Origin of the sequence: Halomonas sp. ISL-56, assembly GCF_018612805.1 — a bacterium.
Lineage (GTDB): Bacteria > Pseudomonadota > Gammaproteobacteria > Pseudomonadales > Halomonadaceae > Vreelandella.
Window position 1 is genome coordinate 119,909 of the sequence record NZ_JAGGRO010000031.1, and the last position, 19,484, is coordinate 139,392.

At 53.8% G+C, this 19,484-nt stretch carries 19 protein-coding genes; 13 read left to right on the plus strand and 6 right to left on the minus strand.

Going from position 1 to position 19,484, the window contains the following annotated elements; all coding sequences use genetic code 11:
* Positions 1-5: 5 nt before the first annotated feature.
* Genes cysP through J7J49_RS21705 form a run of 4 tightly spaced genes read left to right on the plus strand, consistent with a single transcriptional unit; the run spans position 6 to position 3,815 of the window.
* A complete protein-coding gene (gene cysP, locus J7J49_RS21690) occupies positions 6-1,016 on the plus strand; it encodes a thiosulfate ABC transporter substrate-binding protein CysP (RefSeq protein ID WP_064233613.1) in 1,011 nt (336 codons plus the stop codon).
* 26 nt (positions 1,017-1,042) lie between these two features.
* On the plus strand, positions 1,043-1,897 hold the full coding sequence (gene cysT, locus J7J49_RS21695) for a sulfate ABC transporter permease subunit CysT (RefSeq protein WP_215095616.1): 855 nt from the start codon (positions 1,043-1,045) through the stop codon (positions 1,895-1,897).
* Positions 1,897-2,724: a sulfate ABC transporter permease subunit CysW gene (cysW, locus tag J7J49_RS21700; RefSeq protein WP_215095618.1), complete on the plus strand. Its 828-nt coding sequence runs from the start codon at positions 1,897-1,899 to the stop codon at positions 2,722-2,724. Before cysT ends, cysW begins: the two co-directional genes overlap by 1 nt.
* Entirely contained in the window at positions 2,721-3,815 is a 1,095-nt protein-coding gene (locus J7J49_RS21705; protein ID WP_215095620.1) for a sulfate/molybdate ABC transporter ATP-binding protein, read from the plus strand. The genes cysW and J7J49_RS21705 overlap by 4 nt, the downstream gene beginning before the upstream one ends.
* 63 nt (positions 3,816-3,878) lie before the next feature.
* Here the strand turns inward: J7J49_RS21705 and J7J49_RS21710 are convergent, their stop codons facing one another.
* On the minus strand, positions 3,879-4,496 hold the full coding sequence (locus J7J49_RS21710) for an alpha-ketoglutarate-dependent dioxygenase AlkB family protein (RefSeq protein ID WP_064233609.1): 618 nt from the start codon (positions 4,494-4,496) through the stop codon (positions 3,879-3,881).
* 134 nt (positions 4,497-4,630) lie between these two features.
* Between J7J49_RS21710 and J7J49_RS21715 the strand changes: the two genes are divergently transcribed.
* Positions 4,631-5,524 (plus strand): DMT family transporter, encoded by an 894-nt coding sequence (locus J7J49_RS21715; RefSeq protein ID WP_215095622.1) that lies wholly within the window; start codon positions 4,631-4,633, stop codon positions 5,522-5,524.
* A gap of 120 nt (positions 5,525-5,644) precedes the next feature.
* Positions 5,645-6,238 (plus strand): YajG family lipoprotein, encoded by a 594-nt coding sequence (locus tag J7J49_RS21720; RefSeq protein WP_215095624.1) that lies wholly within the window; start codon positions 5,645-5,647, stop codon positions 6,236-6,238.
* Positions 6,239-6,299: 61 nt separating this feature from the next.
* Here the strand turns inward: J7J49_RS21720 and J7J49_RS21725 are convergent, their stop codons facing one another.
* From J7J49_RS21725 to J7J49_RS21735, 3 genes are all read right to left on the minus strand, one after another.
* Positions 6,300-6,932, minus strand: a complete 633-nt coding sequence (locus J7J49_RS21725) for a class I SAM-dependent methyltransferase (protein ID WP_215095626.1) — start codon at positions 6,930-6,932, stop codon at positions 6,300-6,302.
* A 72-nt stretch (positions 6,933-7,004) separates the two neighbouring features.
* A complete protein-coding gene (locus J7J49_RS21730; protein ID WP_064233605.1) occupies positions 7,005-7,640 on the minus strand; it encodes a TIGR04211 family SH3 domain-containing protein in 636 nt (211 codons plus the stop codon).
* Positions 7,641-7,728: 88 nt separating this feature from the next.
* Complete coding sequence (locus tag J7J49_RS21735; RefSeq protein WP_007113264.1) at positions 7,729-8,058, minus strand: DUF1820 family protein; 330 nt, start codon at positions 8,056-8,058, stop codon at positions 7,729-7,731.
* A gap of 207 nt (positions 8,059-8,265) precedes the next feature.
* Here J7J49_RS21735 and J7J49_RS21740 point away from each other — a divergent pair, with 207 nt between their 5' ends.
* From J7J49_RS21740 to J7J49_RS21750, 3 genes are all read left to right on the plus strand, one after another.
* Positions 8,266-9,489 (plus strand): ATP-grasp domain-containing protein, encoded by a 1,224-nt coding sequence (locus tag J7J49_RS21740; protein ID WP_215095628.1) that lies wholly within the window; start codon positions 8,266-8,268, stop codon positions 9,487-9,489.
* A gap of 30 nt (positions 9,490-9,519) precedes the next feature.
* Entirely contained in the window at positions 9,520-11,592 is a 2,073-nt protein-coding gene (locus tag J7J49_RS21745) for a hypothetical protein (protein WP_215095629.1), read from the plus strand.
* A 63-nt stretch (positions 11,593-11,655) separates the two neighbouring features.
* Positions 11,656-12,414, plus strand: a complete 759-nt coding sequence (locus J7J49_RS21750) for a TlyA family RNA methyltransferase (RefSeq protein WP_215095631.1) — start codon at positions 11,656-11,658, stop codon at positions 12,412-12,414.
* An 8-nt stretch (positions 12,415-12,422) separates the two neighbouring features.
* Here the strand turns inward: J7J49_RS21750 and mscK are convergent, their stop codons facing one another.
* Positions 12,423-15,731: a mechanosensitive channel MscK gene (gene mscK / locus J7J49_RS21755; RefSeq protein ID WP_215095655.1), complete on the minus strand. Its 3,309-nt coding sequence runs from the start codon at positions 15,729-15,731 to the stop codon at positions 12,423-12,425.
* 230 nt (positions 15,732-15,961) lie between these two features.
* Between mscK and J7J49_RS21760 the strand changes: the two genes are divergently transcribed.
* From J7J49_RS21760 to J7J49_RS21775, 4 genes are all read left to right on the plus strand, one after another.
* Positions 15,962-16,993 carry a phospholipase A gene (locus tag J7J49_RS21760; protein WP_064233601.1) on the plus strand — a complete coding sequence of 344 codons (1,032 nt, stop codon included), beginning with the start codon at positions 15,962-15,964 and terminating at the stop codon, positions 16,991-16,993.
* Positions 16,994-17,082: 89 nt separating this feature from the next.
* Positions 17,083-17,415: an ElaB/YgaM/YqjD family protein gene (locus J7J49_RS21765; protein ID WP_064233600.1), complete on the plus strand. Its 333-nt coding sequence runs from the start codon at positions 17,083-17,085 to the stop codon at positions 17,413-17,415.
* Positions 17,415-17,819 (plus strand): phage holin family protein, encoded by a 405-nt coding sequence (locus J7J49_RS21770; RefSeq protein ID WP_035583981.1) that lies wholly within the window; start codon positions 17,415-17,417, stop codon positions 17,817-17,819. Before J7J49_RS21765 ends, J7J49_RS21770 begins: the two co-directional genes overlap by 1 nt.
* Positions 17,794-18,105: a YqjK family protein gene (locus J7J49_RS21775; protein WP_064233599.1), complete on the plus strand. Its 312-nt coding sequence runs from the start codon at positions 17,794-17,796 to the stop codon at positions 18,103-18,105. Before J7J49_RS21770 ends, J7J49_RS21775 begins: the two co-directional genes overlap by 26 nt.
* Positions 18,106-18,213: 108 nt before the next feature.
* On the opposite strand, the gene J7J49_RS21780 is transcribed toward J7J49_RS21775, so the two are convergent.
* Positions 18,214-19,398 carry a BaiN/RdsA family NAD(P)/FAD-dependent oxidoreductase gene (locus tag J7J49_RS21780; RefSeq protein WP_215095633.1) on the minus strand — a complete coding sequence of 395 codons (1,185 nt, stop codon included), beginning with the start codon at positions 19,396-19,398 and terminating at the stop codon, positions 18,214-18,216.
* Between the last annotated feature and the right edge of the window lie 86 nt (positions 19,399-19,484).

Genomic DNA, 19,484 nt, shown 5'->3' on the forward strand with positions numbered 1-19,484 from the left:
CTTTTATGGCACTGCCAACAATTTTCCGCCGCAGCCTGATTGCGATGGCACTAGGCGTTACGGTAAGTGGAACCGCCGCCGCCCAAGAGCGGGAACTGCTCAACTCATCTTACGATATTGCTCGCGAGCTATTTGCGGCGATAAACCCTGAATTTCAAGCCTGGTGGCAGGAGGAGCACGGTGAAGAGATTGAGATCAGCCAATCACACGGCGGCTCCTCTGCCCAAGCGCGAGCCATCTTGCAGGGCCTTCGGGCCGATGTGGTGACCTTCAACCAAGTCACCGATGTGCAGGTACTCGCCGATGCAGGGCTAGTGGCTGAAGATTGGCAGGATGCGTTTGAGAACAACGCCTCGCCCTATTACTCCACTACCGCGTTCCTAGTGCGTAAAGGCAATCCCAAAGGCATCGAAAGCTGGGACGACCTAGTTAAAGAAGACGTGGAGATGGTGTTCCCCAACCCCAAAACCTCGGGTAATGGACGCTATACCTACTTAGCTGCCTGGGGCTTTGCCGAAAACGAATTCGACGGCGATGAAGCGCAAATCGAAGACTTTATGCGCACCTTCTTGGCCAACGTAGCGGTATTTGATACCGGCGGTCGTGGGGCGACCACCAGCTTTATCGAGCGTGAAATTGGCGATGTGCTGATTAGCTTTGAGTCGGAAGTCAACAATATTCGTAGCGAATACGGTAGCGATGATTACGAAGTGATTGTGCCACCCGTTAGCATTCTGGCCGAGTTCCCGGTGGCGGTTGTCGGCGAGAACGCTGAACGCAACGGTAACAGCGACTTGGCCCAGAGCTATCTTGAGTACCTCTATACCGAAGAGACCCAGCGACTGCTGGCGGGCTTCAACTACCGGGTGCATAACGAAGCGGTAGTTGAAGAGTTTGCTGATCACTTCCCGGAAACCGAATTGCTCGAAGTTGACGATGTGTTCGGCAGCTGGGACGAGGCAATGGAAACTCACTTTGGCAGTGGTGGCCTTCTCGACCAGTTACAGCGTCGCTAATATTCACCTATGAGCCAACCTGAACTATGAGTCAACTTGCCACCTGGCGATCCGGCAGCACACGCGTGCTGCCGGGTTTTGGCCTTTCTATGGGTATCAGCGTGCTGTTTATCTCGCTGGTACTGCTGCTGCCGATAACCGGCCTGTTTAGCCAGTTAGCGGGGCTTAGCTTTGCCGAGTACTGGGCGATCATCACCGAAGGTCGCGTCGTCGCCAGCTATATGGTCACCATTGGCGCGGCGGCGGTGGCCGCCATCATCAACGCTATCTTTGGGCTATTACTGGCGTGGGTATTGGTGCGCTATGAGTTCCCCGGCAAACGGCTGCTCGACGCGCTGATGGATCTCCCTTTCGCGCTGCCCACGGCCGTGGCAGGCATTACGCTGGCAACGCTTTACGCCAGCAGCGGCTGGATGGGTAGATTGCTGGAGCCGTTAGGTTTTCAAGTCGCTTACACCTGGGTAGGTATTGCCCTAGCCATGGCCTTTACCAGCATCCCATTTGTGGTGCGCACGGTGCAGCCGGTGCTGGAAGACCTGCCCGCGGAGGTCGACGAAGCCGCCATGTCGCTCGGTGCTACCGACGGTGTGGCATTTCGTCGTGTCATCCTGCCGCATATCTGGCCTGCTTTGGTGACCGGTACTGGGCTTGCGTTTGTACGTTCGCTGGGCGAGTTCGGCGCAATTATCTTTATCGCCGGCAATATGCCTTACGAAACGGAAATCACCGCACTGATGATTTTCGTCAAGCTGCAAGAATATGACTATGCCGGGGCATCAGCGATTGCCTCGGTAGTGCTGTTTGTCTCCCTGGCGCTGCTGCTGGCGATCAACATTTGGCAGGGCCGCTTTGTGCGCCGTCTGCATGGAGGTAAGGGGTAATGCGTCGAATTGGTGATGCGCCGCTTATACGGCGTCTGCTGATAGGTGTCGCCCTGGTGCTATCAGCGCTTTTTTTACTGCTGCCGCTAGTGGCCATTTTTGCTCAAGCATTCTCTCAGGGCGTTATGGTCTTCTGGGCCAACGTGAGTAATACCTTTACCCTGCATGCAATTGGCTTAACGTTGGTGATCGCGCTGTTAACCATTCCAGTATGTTTGGTGTTTGGCGTTGCCCTGGCATGGCTGGTTACGCGTTTCAGCTTTCCCGGACGGCGCATTCTGCAAACGCTAATCGATATTCCTTTTGCGGTATCCCCCGTTGTGGCTGGTCTTATCTACCTCCTGCTATACGGCCGCAACGGCTGGATCGGCGGATGGCTGGATACTTACGATATCCAGCTAATGTTCTCCTGGCCGGGCATTCTAATGGTGACCATCTTTGTGACCTGCCCCTTTGTTGCCCGCGAATTGATTCCGTTGATGCAGGCGCAAGGTTCTCGTGAAGAGGAGGCAGCCGTGACGCTGGGCGCATCCGGCTGGACAACCTTTCGTCGCGTCACGCTGCCCAACATTCGCTGGGCACTCCTGTATGGTGTGATTCTTACCAACGCCCGTGCAGTGGGTGAATTTGGTGCCGTATCAGTGGTCTCTGGCGCTATACGCGGCAAGACCAATACGCTGCCTCTGCACCTTGAGCAGCTTTATCAGGATTATAATGCCGTGGGGGCGTTTGCCTGCGCGGCCCTACTCGCATTGATTGCCCTACTGACGCTCGCCGCCAAGGCCGGGCTGGAATGGCGCGCAGCGCGCCGGGAGGCATTTGCATGAGCATTCGCTTACACAATATCGCTAAGCACTTCGGCAATACCCAGGCGTTAGAGCCGATCAATCTGGATATTCACGAAGGCGAGTTGGTCGGCCTACTCGGCCCTTCGGGTTCGGGCAAAACCACCCTATTGCGGATTATTGCGGGCCTGGAAAATGCAGACCGATCTCCTAAGCCGGGTAAGATTCTGTTTGGCGATCGCGATGTCACCAACGTGCATGTGCGCGACCGGCGTATCGGCTTCGTCTTTCAGCACTACGCGCTGTTTCGCCATATGAGCGTCTACGACAACGTGGCCTTTGGGCTGACCGTACTGTCGCGAAAGCGTCGTCCCAGTAGCGGCGAAATTCGTGCCCGGGTATTTAGGCTGCTGGAAATGGTTAAGTTAGAGCACCTTGCCAATCGCTATCCTGCTCAGCTATCAGGTGGCCAGCAGCAGCGGGTCTCTCTGGCTCGCGCCTTAGCCGTGGAGCCTGAAGTACTGCTACTGGACGAACCATTTGGCGCACTCGATGCCAAGGTACGCCAAGAGCTACGCCGCTGGCTGCGCCATCTCCATGACGAACTTAACTTTACCAGCGTGTTTGTGACTCACGATCAGGAAGAAGCGCTGGAGTTATCTGACCGCGTGGTGGTAATGAGCAATGGCCGTATTGAGCAGATCGATACCCCCGATGACCTCTACCGCACGCCCAAAAATCGCTTTGTGTTTGAGTTTCTGGGCGATGTGAATCATCTCGAAGGCAAGGTAAGCAACGGCGTTTTAACCTGCGGAGACGCCTATTGGCACGTTGACCTGCCCGACGGCCATCAGGAGCTATTGCTACGCCCCCACGAAGTGCGCCTAACCGAGCAGCCTACCGCTGAGAGCCACCTGCCGGTCACGATCACAGCGATCTCACCAGTCGGTGCTGAAGTGCGCGTGGAGCTTGAAGCTGATTGGCTCGCCCAGCCGTGGCTGGCCACCATACGTCATACCGATTTTGAACACTTGGCGCTACAACGTGGGCAGCGCTTATTCGCTCACCCCCGCCACTGGCGTCGTTTTCCTAAAGTAGAAGCAGAAGCGGCGGAACAAACCCGCGTTGCATAACGCAGCAGAAGCGCTAGCGCGCCCGAGGAGGGGTAGCTAGCGTTAGCATTTCATCGGATTAGCTCAGCAACGCATTTGCCTAAAGGTTAAGCTCACTCGTGGCTCAACATTTTTCTTGGTTTTGGGCAGACTGTGTAACCAATTTTTTTGCGTATGGCCTTTCATAATCAACAGGCTACCGTGCTCTAACGTAAGCGAAACACTCTCCCCTGTTTGTCTATGTTTAAACGAAAACTTCCTTTCTCCGCCTAAGGTCAATGCCCCGATGACCCCATTCTCGACAAGGTCTTTCTCGGCATCACTGTGCCAACTCATGCCTTCCTCGCCTGAACTATAAAAATTGCACAGGCACGAATTAAACGTCTCTCCACAGTCGCTCTCCACCCGCTGCTTAATTTCGCGCAGGAAGTCCGGCCATACCAACGCCTTCTTGGTATACCCGGAGTAGGTATAGGAGACCGGCTCATCCGCATACCAAGCTATTTTCCTCTTTGTAACGATCTCTTTCCCGTAAATAAACGCGCGATCATGCTCCCAGCTTAGTTCGCTTAAGCACTTGATTAAATAACTATCGGCGGTAGCTAAGTCTGAGATTTTGCCATAATAATAAGCAAAACCATCGTGTGGAAGCAGATTAATCAACTTCATATCATCGTTTTCAAACAGATCTGTAAACGTCATAGCTGTGCCTATTTTGTGCTCACTACAAAGACAGCAAGAAACGGGTTTTCCACACCATTAAGAAGGCAATACTATGTCTCACTGTGCCAACCCAATCGCCATTTGACTAATAGAAACCTTGAAAAGGGCATAAAATGAGAACAATAGACTATTTACGCCTACTGTCGCTAGCCGCTATCTGGGGAGCAAGCTTTCTCTTTATGCGAATCGCCTCCCCGGCGATAGGCCCGATCAACACAGCGTTTTTTAGAGTCTTTTTTGGGCTCATGGGTTTGGCTGTAATCATCGTTATCATACGTAAAAGCCTTGCGTTCAGAGGCAAACTAGGCAAAATTTTGATTTTGGGTGCCATAAACTCAGGCATTCCATTTCTTATGTACAGCATAGCCGCCACGTTACTACCTGCTGGCTATTCAGCGATTTTAAATGCGACAACGCCTTTAACGGGTGCCATGATCGGCTTTTTTATCTTTAGCGAGAGATTAACTATAAAAAAATGGCTGGGTGTAACGCTAGGTATTGTTGGCATCACCGTTATTACCACCGTGGGTGATTCAAATATTGTTGGCAACATCTATATTGGCGTTGCTGCCTGTATCATAGCCACTATTGGTTACGGCTTTGCGGGCTTTCTTACCCGAAAGTGGATAACCCAACAGGGCGGCCTGGATTCAACCCTGGTTGCGTTTGGCAGCCAAATAGGCGCTACCGCTTTTCTCACTCCCTTTTTGCTTTGGAACATTTCATCTGGCCCCAGCATTGATTGGCTCCAAGGTGATGTGTGGTTCAGTCTGCTAGCTGTCGGCTTTTTATGCACCTCCCTCGCTTATATTCTTTATTTTCGACTGGTCGCCGACATTGGGCCGTTAAGGTCGCTCACCGTTACATTCTTAGTGCCACCCTTCGCTGTGTTGTGGGGCTTTTTAGTTCTTGATGAAACAATTTCCAGCGGATTTTTACTTGGTTCATTGATCGTTTTACTGTCAGTCTGGCTAATCGTGGGACCCGATTCGAAAAAAGCAGCCTGAAGCCCCCGTTAGCTTCACTTTTCAACCATCACAGTGGCGTAGCGCAAAACAAGCCCTGGAACATACCGCCAACGCGTCACCCGCGTTATACTGGTGTTTTAGCCATAGCGGAGGAAGACCATGCTTCGGCGTCACTTTTTACGGATTTCAGGTGTACTGCTTGCCAGTGCATGGCTTGCTGGTTGCGCCAGCCCCCAATACTTGCAGCTCAGTCCTGAGCGCAGCGCACAGGTGCCGCAAGTTGGCTCAGGCCAGCAGGTTACTGTTATTGCCCAGGATGGCCGCGAGAGCGACATTATCGGTAATCGTGCTGGCGGCGGCATGTCGACCGCACATATTACCGTTAGCAGCCACGAGCTGATTCCGCGTTTGCAGGAAGAGGCTGAGCGTGCAGTACGAGATATGGGCTTTAGCCCTACCACCGAGCAGGCCCAGGGCCGCCCAAGCTTAACGCTGGAACTTGCCAGCCTGAACTATGCCCGTGGCGACAGCGGCCAGCCGCTGGTCGATGAAGCGCGTCTTGAAGGTGTTTTCCGCGCTATCGCTCAAAACAAGGGAACCACCTATACCGGCACCTACACCTCACGCCGTACTCAGGGCTACGCCCTGAAGCCCGATGCCGACAGCAATACGCGAATGCTAAGCGATCTACTCAGCGATGGCATGAACCGTGTTTTTAGCGACCCGGAATTAGGCCGTTTACTCGCACGTTAAGATATCTCCTTAAAGCAATACCACAGGCACGGGCTGCACCTTCATAACGCTATTGTTAACGTTAAAGGCGCGGCCCGCGTCGTTCTAGCGCCCACACACTCTCCGTTCGGCCACGCTCATCCGGGCTACCCTCTTCCAGAAATGTTAACGTGAAATTAGCGGTGAACAAGCTTTCGATCTCGCTAGCGGGCACGCTATAGGGCGGCCCAGCATTACCATCGTTATGCGACAGGCTAATCAGCAGTCCTTTGGCACCAGGTGGTACCAATTGCGCAAGGTGGAACGCATAGCGCTGCCGAGTGGCTGGCGGCAGCGCTATTAGCGAAGCACGATCATAAAACGCGCCAATCTCAGCGGCTTGTTGTATATGCAGGTGAAAAAAGTCCCCGCACCATAATTCCACACTGCCCTGGCGGGAGATCGTAAACCCTGCCTGACGGTAACGGGATACTGCAGTGCTACGCTGAACCAAAAACTGCTCAATGGCTTCAGGGGCAAACTCGATCCCCAGCACTGGATACCCTTTATCCGCCAGCCAGCGCATATCCAGGCTTTTACCGCACAGCGGCACCAGCACCTTGGTGCGATTAGCAACGTCAAGGGACGCCCAATGGCGCAACAGTGCCGGGTGCGCCTGCTGCAAGTGAAAGCCAATACGCCCTTCTTGCCAGCGCTTGCGCCATTGATCGCTCATTGTCTAACCACCTTGTCATCGCTTGCGCTATCTGCGGATAGGGTTTACACGCAGATAGGGCTTACCGCGCTTTTAGAACCAACGGTCACGCTTTTTACGCCGACGCGGCAGATGCGGCACAATCAGCCCCACCAACAAGCCCGCGCCAGCGACACCGCCGCCATACATAAAGTAACGCATCAGTAGGTCTTCTTCCTGGGTTTCCAAACGAGCCTGAAGCCCTCTAACCTGCTGGCGCGACTGCTCTGCCTGGCTATCTAACGCCTGATTGCTCGCTTCGAGCTCGGCAATACGGCGTTCGCGAACTTCAAGCGTTTCAGTCATTGAGGCAGTACGCTGCTCCCAGGTTTCATTGATACCCTCAAGCTCGGCGGTTAACTCTTCTACCTGCGCTTCTAACGCGGGTAGCTGCTCCACCGCACTCGGCGTTTGCTGAAGCTCATTGCTCAACACCCAGACCGCATTGCCGTCGCTGTTGCGCACACGGGTGTAGTCACCGCTGGTTTCCAGCACCTCCACCTGCTCACCTGCGTTGAGCGTACCGATGATCCGGTATCCATCGGTGGGGCCGCTGCGCACATAGGTGCTCAACTCATCGGTCACCCACGCTTGGTTAGCGGACTGGGCCGTGGCATTGAAGCTGGTAACACTGAGTAAAAGGCCAGCCGCAGCGGCGTAATTTCGATAACGAGTTCTGTTTACTAGCATGACATCATGTCCTGATTAAAAACGCTGCAAGGCGGACGAAGCCAACAGCGCTTATCGCTTAGCTTAGCGGTGCGCTTGTCTCATACGCTTACCCTTCTCCGCGCGGGGGCAACGGAAAGGGACGGGGGAACTCCGCAACCCGGGCATCGGTTTTGACCGCCTTCAATGGTCCTTCGCGCTCTACTTCATCAATGCGCACAATCGCATTTAAGGGCAGGTAGCTACGCTTGACACCATCGAAGGTTCGTTGCAATTTTTCAGTCGCAGGGTCAACCACTACCCGTGAAGCATCGTCAAAGACAAACTCCTCGACTTCAATAAAGCCCCAGAGTTCGCTTTGAAAGATCTCTCGGACGTATAAATCCCAAATTTCACCCTGCTGGTGAACCACCACACGGTAGATCGGCTTGGCCGCCATCTTGGCCTAATCCTCTTGCCATTCGTACATTAAGTTGAACCGCCAAGCTTACCATATTCCTGCCGCTGCGCCTTTAGGCTTACCCCCTTAGAAGGCTTAGCGTTAAGGCGGCGGATAATGCGCTTATTAGCCGGGCATGTCCCCCTCGTGTATGGTAGTCAGCGAAGTTTGGCAATAGTGCTTTTTCACCAAGTAGGAGTCATCAACATGCAGAAAGATCCCAATAAGGGCTATATTGCCCTGCTAGGCTGGAGTCTCAATGCGATTGAAGCGGCCGAAAATTTTGACCGTCGCTACATTGTCGTTGCACCTGATTGGGCGGAAGAGTATTGCCAAAAACATGACATTCCCTACGTGCCTTGGAATTTCGAGCGACTCAATGACCGCTCGATGGAAATTGCCGAGACACTCAAAGAGAAAGGCGTTGATGTCGCCATTCCGCTCTACGAAGAGACCGTTGAGTGGGCCGGGGCCATCAACTCTGTACTACTGGATAACCCGCGCATTTACGGCCAGTCGCTGTTATTGCGCGACAAGGCGCTAATGAAGCGTCGTGCCCAACTAGGCGGCATCCGCGTAGGCATTTTTGAAGAAGCCCACGATAAAGAAGATGTCGTGCGCTTTCTGAAGCGCGTTAACCAGACGCTGCTTAAGCTGGACGGCGACCCCAACGACCCGATTCACCTGAAAGCGTTTGATAAAGCGGGCTGCCTTGGCCACCGTGTTATCCGTACCCCAGATGAAGTCGATACCATCCCGGAGGAAGAGTTCCCGGTGTTGATGGAGTCGCATCTGGATGGCTGGGAATTTGCTGTTGAAGCGTGGATTCACGATGGCAAAGTTGCCTTTTTAAACATCTCCGAATACGTCACACTGGGTTATTCGGTGTTTGTGCCCGCCTCACCTGAACTTGAGATTTACCGCGAACAGATCACTCAGCAAATCGAGAAACTGATTAAAGCGTTTGATATTGAGTTTGGCTTGATCCACCCAGAATACTTTGTCACCAGCGATGGTGAGATGTACTTTGGCGAAGTAGCTTATCGCCCGCCCGGCTTCAAAGTATTTGAACTGCTTGAGCGTGTTTACGGTTTTAATGCTTATCAAGCGTCAATGTTAGTGTTCGACCCGAAAACCACGCAAGAAGAAGTGGCTAAATTCTTCCCGAAAGAAGTGGATGATGCCGATGGCTTTGCCGGTTGCTTTGGCGTTTACCCCCGCCGTCGTGTGGTCAGCCGCTTGGAAATTCCCGAAGAGACCGAAGATCATGCCTATTTTGAGTCTCATGAGCTAACCTCACCAGTAGAAGAAACCGTTACTAAACGCACCGCGTTTGGTACCCATTGGGGTCTGATCTACTTTAAAGGCCAGGATGCGCATACGATTCGCGATCTGCTAAAACGCCAAGAAGATCTCGACTTCTATGTATAATCCCCGCTGATGCTGGGATAAGGAGTCACCGTGGAGACAGATCAAGCAACGTCTTCTCAAGAAGATAGCAAGCTCAATGTACTGTTGAGCAACTTTGATGATGCCGTGCGCCTGCTTACGCAGGCGCCAGCCTTCTCGAAGCCCGCCAAGCTGCCGCGAGTGATGGATACCGCACGACGCGTACTGCTTCAGGATGGCGGCTGTGAAGCACTGGAGTCCCGCGCCCAAGCGTTTGAGGAAGCTGGTGTTTTTTTGGGCTCCGATTGGGAAACACCGCAATTTTTGGTGCCGACCCTAACAACCTTCGCGTTGAAAAGCGCGGATGCCAATGTGGTCGTCATTGAGGCATTAAGCGAGCTTCGACTCCTAGCCGTTGCTAAAGGCAATTTTAAGCACTCGCTGGTTTCCGCAGAGCACTCACACCACTACCTCACCCAGGTAATGGCGATTAATTTATGGCTGCTGTTTTTGCCGCCCAGCGAAGCCGAGCGGGAAACCCAAGGGCGACTGGCGACCATTCCTCGCCATCTCTTCCAACATTTAGCCGATCGCATTGGCTACGAACATATTGTTGATCAACTCATTGATGAGATTTGGCGCATTTTGAAACAGCGCCCTATTCAGGTCGATTCGATCAAACAGATGATCACCCAAATTGCGCTGTGTCAGGCTAACCCGACGATTGATCTTGGCGCGAGCGGCCAGGGCGCTGACCGTCTTGTCAGCTCGCTTTACGGGCCCACTCAAGCCTGTCGCGAAGACCCCGGCGTCGATATTTATCGTGATCGGTTAGAGCATATGGATCAGGCTGCTCTGCAGGCTGAATCCACCGGCTTCGCCCGGGCGATGCACGATACCGGTCTGGTATCGCCGTATCACGCTGTGCTGTTACGTCACCTACTCGAAGAGGGTGACCACTTACTCTCCGAGGCGCTGGGTCTTTCATCTACCGGCCGTGACTGTCTACTCTGCTATCGCGAGTTGGTTCAAGCGCTTATTCGTGGCGGCGTTTATCCCGCCACTGCGCAAGCAGTGTATGGCCTGGCGCTGATGCTGGAGCGCGGCATTCTCTATCAGCCGCCGGTAGCCCCCGCGATGTGGCGTCAGCTTAATCTGCCGATCTCGGAGTGGGCGCAGTCGCGGCTTATTATGGCGTACGGGGACATCGCCTCCCCTCGCGCACGGCTAATTGAAGGTGTGCTCTGCATGCTGGGATTACCGCTTGGCGTTGGCCAGGGTAACAACCCCACCTGCCAATCGGCCCGAGCGCTATCCATGTGGGCCTACAACGACCCAGACTATCTGCTGCAGATGGTGGCGTGGGCAGCCCGCGACGACGAAATCATTATGCATTTTGAAGGCCAGGCCATCTCGTCTATGGCGAGCCTATCAGGCGTGGCGACGCAGTTGCCCATCGATCTCGACCCGGTTTCGCTAATTGTCGTGCCGCACCTGGATCGCATTTATGCCGAAATGGGTCGACGCTGCATTGGCCGCGAAGGTGACCCCCACCGCTGGGTGAACCCCGAATTTCACGGCTGGTGGTCAGGTCGCGGTTTTCGCATTAACGTCGACGTGGCCACTGGCCAACTAAGCGATGTGGATAATTTTATACGCCACTTTTTCGCCTACTATCACCCCTACTACAATGGCAATCAGCCGCTGATTCATCCTCAACCGGCGGGCATTGCGGTCACCGACAGCGCCGCGCGCTTTATCGGTTGGCACGCGATTACCATTTTGCGGGCATCCCTCGATCCAACTGATGTTATGCGGGTGTATTTCTATAACCCTAACAATGACAGTGGACAGGATTGGGGCGATGACGTGATTGTCAGCACATCGGGCAATGGTGAACGCTTTGGCGAGGCCTCGCTGCCTTTCGATCGCTTTGCATCGCGGCTGTACATTTATCACTACGATCCTCTTGAGCGCGTCGACATAGCCGACGTCACCAGCGAAGAGGTGGAAAATGTTAAACACTACCTGCACCGTAGCTGGGGGGCCTCACGCCTACCACCTACTGAACTGCAGGCGGATCAAGGCTCCAATTCATCGTTGCCCGATTCATCACTGCCCGATACGCCCCCAGACGAAGGGTAACAACAGACACGCTTAGCGGCCCTTTCAACTACGATATTTTCAACCACGACACTTCCAACCACTATGATGCGACTCGATCAACTGTTGGTCAGCCTGGGGCTGGCCAACTCGCGTACCCGCGCCCAGAGACTTATTCGTCACGGGCGAATACGGCTTGCCGAAAACGGCAAGCCGTTAATCAAAGCGTCCGAGAAATGGCCAGAAGATACCCGTTTTGCAGTAGAAGACGATCCCGAAGAGCGTTATGTGTCCCGGGCAGGGTTGAAGTTGGAGGCGGTGCTCACAACGCTTGAACTGCGATTTGACGGCTGCGTCGTGCTCGATATTGGTCAATCAACCGGCGGCTTTAGCGACTGCGCGCTGCGGTTTGGCGCTCGCCATGTTATTGGTGTAGAAGTTGGCCATGGGCAACTTGCATCTGAGCTGCGCGACGACCCGCGCGTCACCTGCCTGGAAGGGTTAAATGCGCGCTCAATGAGTAGCAGCGAGGTTCTCACCCGCGTGCTCTCCGTTCAACCCATTAATAGCGCCATTATGGATGTTTCATTTATATCTCAAACGCTGATTCTGCCCGAAATTGCTGCTCTACTACCCCTGGGGGGAGAGTTGATTTCGCTAGTTAAACCGCAGTTTGAGCTATCCCCCGACGCCCTTAATAAACGCGGTGTGGTACGTGACACTAAGCACTTTTCAGCAGTGGAAGCCAATATTCGCAGCGCCTGCAGCGCCTGCGGGCTAACCATCCGCCACTGGCAGGAGAGCCCGATTACAGGCAGCGATGGCAACCGCGAGTTTCTCCTGCACGCCATAAAAGAGGCCTAAAAAAAGGACTAAGTCGATGATGTGGGGGGCGTCAATTGATTAGCGGATTGCACTTTTATCGCTTCGCCCTGATCAGGGTGCAACCACACATCCATCTGCTCAAACGCCACGCGTACGCCCGCTTCGCGAAACAGTGCATCCACTCGGCAGTTAATTTCATCGGCGGCAAACAGTCGATCTAGTAGATCGTTGACGAAAATACGCAGCTCAAAGTTTAGGCTGTGCTGCCCATAGCTTAAACAGAAAACTTGGGGCTCAGGATCGGTTAGCACGCGCGGGTTTTCATCCGCCACCTTACGCAATAGTTGGTGCACCTTGGCCATATCAGAGCCGTGTGCCACGCCGTAGGTGAGCACGACACGGGTGATATTATCCGACAATGACCAGTTTATTAGTTGGTCGGTCACAAAGGTTTTGTTGGGGATAATAATCTCTTTGCGGTCAAAATCAGTGACGGTAGTCGCGCGGATACGGATACGGCTGACGGTGCCGTGCAAATTGCCAATCGTGATGGTATCGCCAATCCGAATCGGGCGTTCAAACAGAATGATCAAGCCCGATATAAAGTTGGCAAAAATCTCCTGCAATCCAAACCCCAACCCCACACTCAGAGCAGCCACTAGCCACTGCAATTTGTCCCAGGAAACACCAAGGGTCGACAGCCCCATGACAATCCCCGTGCCCACAATAATATAGGAGAGCAATGAGCTAATGGCATAGGCACTACCCTGTTTCAATGACAGCCTGGATAGCACCATCACTTCCAGTAGGCCGGGTAAATTGCCCGCCATAATAAACGTAATAGCAACAATCAGCAGGGCCGCAAAGGTGTCTGATATTGTTAGCGCATTATCGACCAGCTCCCCACTCTGGGACTCCCATAACGATACGTTGTCCAAATAGCCAAGCACCGAAATCAGATCCGCCCACACCAAGTAGAGCAGCGCGCTAAAGCCAATCAACACAATCAGTTTAGAAAGACGCAGCGACTGGCTGTTGATCTGCTCCATATCAAGTGGGGGCTCTTCTACTACTTCGAGCCCACCCTCCGCACCCTCTTGCACCTGAGCGCGACGGCGCGCCAGCGCGCGGCGATAAGCGAGTCGTCGTGCGGCTACCGCGAGACTTCTCACCAATGTGGCCTCTACCACGACCCATAGACCCAGCAAGTACAGGGTAATCGCAAACCGCCCCACCAAGCGTAACGCGGTGTATTCATAGCCCCAGACGACCAACCCCAGCAGCATCATTGGCACCAACGCCATTGCTAGCCCCAACAGTAAGCGAAACAGGCGCACGCCAAAAATGGGGATATGCGCCAATATCAACTGTGCCAACCACCAGCTCATCGCCATCAAACCACACGACAACAACCCCAAGGCAACAGGACGCAAGGCCAGCGGTGTATCCATCTCTCCAGACATCGCCGCAATAGCAATCACCGGCATTAGGGCGATGCCCAACCCGCCTAACAGCTGACGCAACCGGGCATTGTAGTGCGTCGACCAGGTAAAGTGGCGTTCAGCCACGCCATCGGCGACCAACAACCTACGCAGCCAGGCGACAGCTGCCCAGCTAAGCGCTAATTGAAGCAGCGCCGGGGCAACACTATTTGCCAACGACCCCGCCGCCCCAAGCAAGCAAACGCCAACACCTGCTAATGCCAGCGGCCCTGGAAGCGCCAGCAGCGCGTTGAGCAGCACCGCCTTAGGGGTATGCAGCTGGGTATCGCTTTTCAATCGACCAATTTGCGAATGCAGCTTGGCCAAGCGGGCCTTAATTCGCCGACGCAAGACAATTAATACTAGGCTTAACATCACCAGCGGTGCTCCTCTGAGCACTTGCCATGAAAACCCTTGCCAATGAGTCGGTAAAATCGCGCGCCACTCACCTTCTTGCCACTCTAGCTGCAGATTGCGGGGCAATTGGCGCACCCAATTGAGATCCAATGGGCGGCTATTGGCTACCCAAAACAACTGCTCATCAATGGTTTTGCGCAACTCGCTGGTCGTCGTTATGAGCTGCTGCTGGTTGAGCTGCAACTCAATCGCCGCGCTTAATAAGCTGCCGTAAGACTGTTCTAGTTGCTCGACCAGCTCACGGCGTGATTGATAAAGCTGTGAAAGTGAATCGACCAGCCCCGGCGTCGCCTCTATGCCCGCCTCCGCCAAACGCGTAGTGGCATACTGTTCGCTTTGGCGTAGCTGGTCGCGCTGGCGAACTAAATCAAACTGTTTTAAACGCAGGTCGGCGATTTCGTCCTGCAAATCTCGTGGTGCCGACAAAGGTGGCAGTGACTTGCGCTGTTCACGCAAAATACGCGACAGCAGTTGGCTGCCGCGGATAGCCTCAATTTGCTCATTAAGACTACGCTGTAGCTGGCGCACATTCTCCAACTGACGCTGGGCTTCAATATTTTCGCGCACAATACTGTTAGCGCGGTCAGTTGCCCGCAATAGCTCCAGGCTCAGTGTCTGGTTGGTTTGCTGTGCTTGCACCACCACCGGATGGCCCGCAGCGATTAATGGGTTATCCCTGGCAGCATCGGCAATGGCTTGCTCAGAGGCCAACCGACGCTGCCGATCAATCACCCCTTGCAACATCGTTAGCTGCTGCTCTTGATAATCGATCTGCACCATCAGCACATCACGGCGCTCTTGCGCTAATTCACGCAGGCGGCTATTAGCGCTTAGCTCGCGCTGATAAAAACTGATTTCGCGTTCGGCAAGTGCCCGTTCCAGACGCAGCTGAATAAGCCGAGCATCGCTCAGTGCAGAGAGTTGCCGATCCGCCAGCAGTGCCTCTCGCTCATCGTGCTGTCGACGTAAACTCTCCGTGCGCTGAAGGGTTTCTGCGATGGATTGTTGGGCACGTTCAGGCAGTGTTTGGGCGGCCAGCAGCTGCGAGTTCACTTCCGCCAGTTGGCTTTGCAATTGCTGTAGCTCGACCACGGCGTTGGTTTGCAAGGTTTCCAACTCGTCGAGGGGGCGATCGCTCAAGTCGTCAACGCTTAGCTGCTGCGAGGCTTCTTCAGCTTCACTCAACTCACGCTGCAGGCGTGCTAGCATTTCAGGGGCTTGTTCTACACGGGTGTCTAACGCAGCAAGGCGCTCATCGATAGAGGCAAGCCGTTCATAGGCCTCAAGCGCCGCTTCCAGAGCCTCTTTATCGCTTACCTGCTGAGCGGTCAAGGTTCCCTCAAGCGCTTCTAACTGAGCAAGCCTTGATGCCAGTTCAGCCTGTTCAGGCACCCGCTCAAGCATACTGGCCTGAAGTGCAGCGTTGGCTGAATTAAATGCGCCGCCGCTGCTAATCATGAGCAACAGCAACAAACAGGTTATACTCCACTTACAGGCGCATCTCACCACGTTACGTATCAACACGTTACTTAGGGCCTCGCTGACATCAAATGCTCCGCAGAGACGGAGAATGAGGTTATTGTCAGGCGTTCTGATAGTCAGCGCAATCAGAGCTGTTGACTTCCACAGTCGGCGTGATAGAAACAAGCTTGGCATTTGCCTATTCATTCATTTTGCGAGTCATCTTGATGGTCCCCCGAAAACTGCCGTTGACGAAACTTCTTGTCCTGCTGAGTCTTGCTACTTTTAGTGCGAGTGCCATCGCCGAGTCTCAACAAGAGATTGAGGCACGTATCCGTGCCCTCAACGCCGAACTGTACGATCTGCATCAACAGTTACAGCAGATTGAGAGCCCCGAAGATGCCGCGCAGGGCTTACCGCTTGAACAGTTGCCGGAAGAAGTTGCACGGGAAGATTTAAGCGAGCGCCGTGAGCTTGAACAGGAATCAAGCCGAAACCCGTTTTCAATCACAACCCACCGCACCAACTACCTGTTTCCAGTTAGTTATAATGCCAACAAAAACCGTGAAAGCTTTCGCACTGTGGCTAACGGCACCCCTGCAGATAGCGTCGAGTTGAAATTCCAGTTCAGCGCCAAAGTTAATCTCGCTGAGCAGGTATTCGGTAACTACGGCGATGTCTACTTTGGCTACACCCAGCGCAGTTGGTGGCAGGCGTATAACACCGACGCCTCGTCCCCCTTTCGGGAAACCAACTACGAGCCTGAAGTATTTATTGACTTTGATAATGCCTGGGAGGCGCTCGGCTGGGTGAATACTCGCAATCGAATATCCCTTAATCACCAGTCTAATGGTCGCTCAGATCCTCTCTCACGTAGCTGGAACCGGGTTTATCTTGAAAGTATTTTTCAACGCGGGGACTGGGCATTTACCCTGGCACCGCATTGGCGTATACCAGAATCCACAGGAAATGACGACAACCCGGATATCGAACGCTACATGGGATACGGCGATATTCGCCTTGCCAAACGCCTCAATAATAATCATGAGGTAAGTGGTCAATTACGCGGCAACCCCAGTGCCGGCAATATAGGCACCCAGATTGATTACAGCTGGCCAGCTTTCAACAGCTTGCGGGCGCATGTCCAGTACTACTACGGATATGGTGAAAGCATGATCGATTATGATCATCGCGTGCACCGCTTAAGCCTTGGGTTTAGTTTAAATCCCTTATTTAGTGCTACAGGGCTGAACCGATAGGCGCATTCGCTTGTCTGTTAATCAGTGGCTGCTATGCTTATACGTGTATCAGGCCACAGCCTATCATTCACTCGTCAAAGGAAGACTCCATGGCTAAACGTCAACCCACTTACTCTACTCAAGCCGATCAACTCAAAGATGATCTGCGCCACTTGAGTGAAACCGTTGAAGAGCTGGTCAATGCGACCGCTAAAGACGCCAGCGGAGAGATGAACGATCTACGTTCACGTGCCGAGCGCCGCCTGAAAGACACTCGTGCACGTCTTGAAGCTCGCGGTGAGCGTATTTATGACGAAACCCGCGATACGTTGACCAACCAAGCCGATGCGTGCGATCGCTACGTGCATGAAAACCCCTGGACGAGCATTGGCATCGGTGCCGCAGCTGGTATGGTTGTGGGTATGCTGCTCGGTCGTCGCTAATGGCTTTGGGTCCAACCCAACGCGTCTTCTCTGCCGCCAAACGCCTACTGAAATCGCTGATTGCTAATAGCGAAACCCGCCTGCGTTTGGCGGTGTTTGAGTTAGAAGAAGAGCGTGCTCGCTTACTGGTTCTACTGCTTCTAGCAGGAGCAAGTTTACTGCTGCTCTTGTTAGGTATTGCCACGCTGACGGCATTGGTAGTGGTTCTCTTCTGGGATACCTATCGCTTAACCGCCATTGCAATCAGTGCTGGTGTGTTGATAGGCGCCAGTTTGCTACTCGCGGTTATCGCGATTCGCCAGTCAAAGCGTCACTCGCTTTTAAAAGAAACACTCAAACAGCTTGCCGCTGATCGAGCACTGCTTGAGGAGCCAAGTGATGAAACCATCCGCAGACACCGCTAAACCGCCAGCAAAACCTTTGAGTCGCGCTGAGCGAAAAGCGCTGCTGCTAGCAGAATTAGAGCAGCAGCGTGTAGATATTTTGGTGGATAGCGAATATTTGCAGCAGGCAGCCTCGCCGCTAGACCAAAGCTGGCAAAGCTTCAAATTGCCGCTCTACGCCGTCGGCGGCTTTGCTGCTTATAAGCTAGCACGCCACCCAAGTGGCGCCATGGCAGCAGGTAGAAAAGCGCTTGCGGGCTATATGCTATTTAAAAAGCTTAAGTTATTAGCCAAAGTGGCTACTTAGATTGTAGCTAATTAGGTTAAAGCTTTTTGCGCTGAGTTTTTTTGCACTGGGCTTTTTTGCACTGTTTTTTGTACGAGGCTAGGATGTATGTGAAATGTACTTCCTAGCCTAACAGGACTGCCCGCAGGCGACCCCACTCGCCCACGCCCACTGGAAGTTATACCCGCCTAGCTCACCTGTCACATCCAATACCTCTCCGATAAAACGTAGTTGCGGCAGGCCTTTAACTTCAAAAGTCTTGGACGATAGCGCTTCGGTATTGACCCCACCCATGGTCACCTCTGCGGTTCGCCAGCCTTCGGTGCCCGCTGGTTTCAGTTGCCAAGCGTTAAGCCTTCCCGCCCACTCATCCAGCGCTGCGTTGGCATACTGGGCCAGTGGTCTAGCCGGGTCACTGTCGGGGTACCACTCCAGCAGCGCCTGCGCGAATCGTTTGGGGAAGCGTTCGCCAAGCCAGGTAGATAATTGGCGTTTGGGGGTTTCTTGGCGCGCTTCGCGCAGCGATTCCGCCACCTTCTCACCGGGCAGCAGATCTATGCTAATCGCCTCTCCAGGCTGCCAAACGCTGGATATCTGCAGCATCGCAGGGCCTGATAAGCCGCGATGGGTAAACAGCATCGGATCCACAAAGCGGCGACTGCCAGCGCTTACGGCCACGGGCAGGCTGACGCCTGAAAGCTCTGCTGCGCGCGCCTTCCACGTATCGCTCAAGGTAAAGGGAACCAATCCTGGGCGGGTATCGAATACCTCAAGGCCAAATTGACGTGCTATGGCGTAGCCAAATCCCGTCGCGCCCATACTCGGAATAGAAAGCCCACCACTCGCCACCACCACCACCCCCGCATCAATGTTACCGATCGAGGTGGTTAGCCGCATGGCACTGCCCTGCTGCTCCAGGCGAGTAATCTGTGTGCTGAGTTTTATTTCAGCCCCTGCCCACTCGCATTCAGTAAGCAACGTGCGGACGATCTCTTTGGCCGAGGTTGCACAAAATAGCTGCCCCGGTGTTTTCTCGACATGTTCAACACCATGACGCTCAACCAGCTCGACAAAGTGCTCAGGCCGGTAGCGTTTGAGCGCCGATATACAAAAGTGAGGGTTTGACGAGTAAAAATGCTGTGGCGTCGTGCCAAGATGGGTAAAGTTGCATCGACCGCCCCCTGACATCAAAATCTTCTTGCCCGCTTTGTTAGCATGATCAAGCACTAACACCCGCTTGCCGGTATAGCCCGCTTGCGCCGCGCACATTAAGCCCGCGGCGCCAGCACCGATGATGACGACGTCATAGATCATAATGGACAGCTCATATTGAGGGCGACTCCCGCTGTAAAAAGCAGGCATTCTAACAGGGTCAGGCTTAAAAATTACTATATGACAAA

Coding starts and splice junctions, on each gene's coding strand:
- cysP (WP_064233613.1), top strand. CDS start 6: ATGGCACTGCCAACAATTTTCCGCCGCAGCCTGATTGCGATGGCACTA.
- cysT (WP_215095616.1), top strand. CDS start 1,043: ATGAGTCAACTTGCCACCTGGCGATCCGGCAGCACACGCGTGCTGCCG.
- cysW (WP_215095618.1), top strand. CDS start 1,897: ATGCGTCGAATTGGTGATGCGCCGCTTATACGGCGTCTGCTGATAGGT.
- J7J49_RS21705 (WP_215095620.1), top strand. CDS start 2,721: ATGAGCATTCGCTTACACAATATCGCTAAGCACTTCGGCAATACCCAG.
- J7J49_RS21710 (WP_064233609.1), bottom strand. CDS start 4,496: ATGACGTTTACAGATCTGTTTGAAAACGATGATATGAAGTTGATTAAT.
- J7J49_RS21715 (WP_215095622.1), top strand. CDS start 4,631: ATGAGAACAATAGACTATTTACGCCTACTGTCGCTAGCCGCTATCTGG.
- J7J49_RS21720 (WP_215095624.1), top strand. CDS start 5,645: ATGCTTCGGCGTCACTTTTTACGGATTTCAGGTGTACTGCTTGCCAGT.
- J7J49_RS21725 (WP_215095626.1), bottom strand. CDS start 6,932: ATGAGCGATCAATGGCGCAAGCGCTGGCAAGAAGGGCGTATTGGCTTT.
- J7J49_RS21730 (WP_064233605.1), bottom strand. CDS start 7,640: ATGCTAGTAAACAGAACTCGTTATCGAAATTACGCCGCTGCGGCTGGC.
- J7J49_RS21735 (WP_007113264.1), bottom strand. CDS start 8,058: ATGGCGGCCAAGCCGATCTACCGTGTGGTGGTTCACCAGCAGGGTGAA.
- J7J49_RS21740 (WP_215095628.1), top strand. CDS start 8,266: ATGCAGAAAGATCCCAATAAGGGCTATATTGCCCTGCTAGGCTGGAGT.
- J7J49_RS21750 (WP_215095631.1), top strand. CDS start 11,656: ATGATGCGACTCGATCAACTGTTGGTCAGCCTGGGGCTGGCCAACTCG.
- mscK (WP_215095655.1), bottom strand. CDS start 15,731: ATGATTAGCAGCGGCGGCGCATTTAATTCAGCCAACGCTGCACTTCAG.
- J7J49_RS21760 (WP_064233601.1), top strand. CDS start 15,962: ATGGTCCCCCGAAAACTGCCGTTGACGAAACTTCTTGTCCTGCTGAGT.
- J7J49_RS21765 (WP_064233600.1), top strand. CDS start 17,083: ATGGCTAAACGTCAACCCACTTACTCTACTCAAGCCGATCAACTCAAA.
- J7J49_RS21770 (WP_035583981.1), top strand. CDS start 17,415: ATGGCTTTGGGTCCAACCCAACGCGTCTTCTCTGCCGCCAAACGCCTA.
- J7J49_RS21775 (WP_064233599.1), top strand. CDS start 17,794: ATGAAACCATCCGCAGACACCGCTAAACCGCCAGCAAAACCTTTGAGT.
- J7J49_RS21780 (WP_215095633.1), bottom strand. CDS start 19,398: ATGATCTATGACGTCGTCATCATCGGTGCTGGCGCCGCGGGCTTAATG.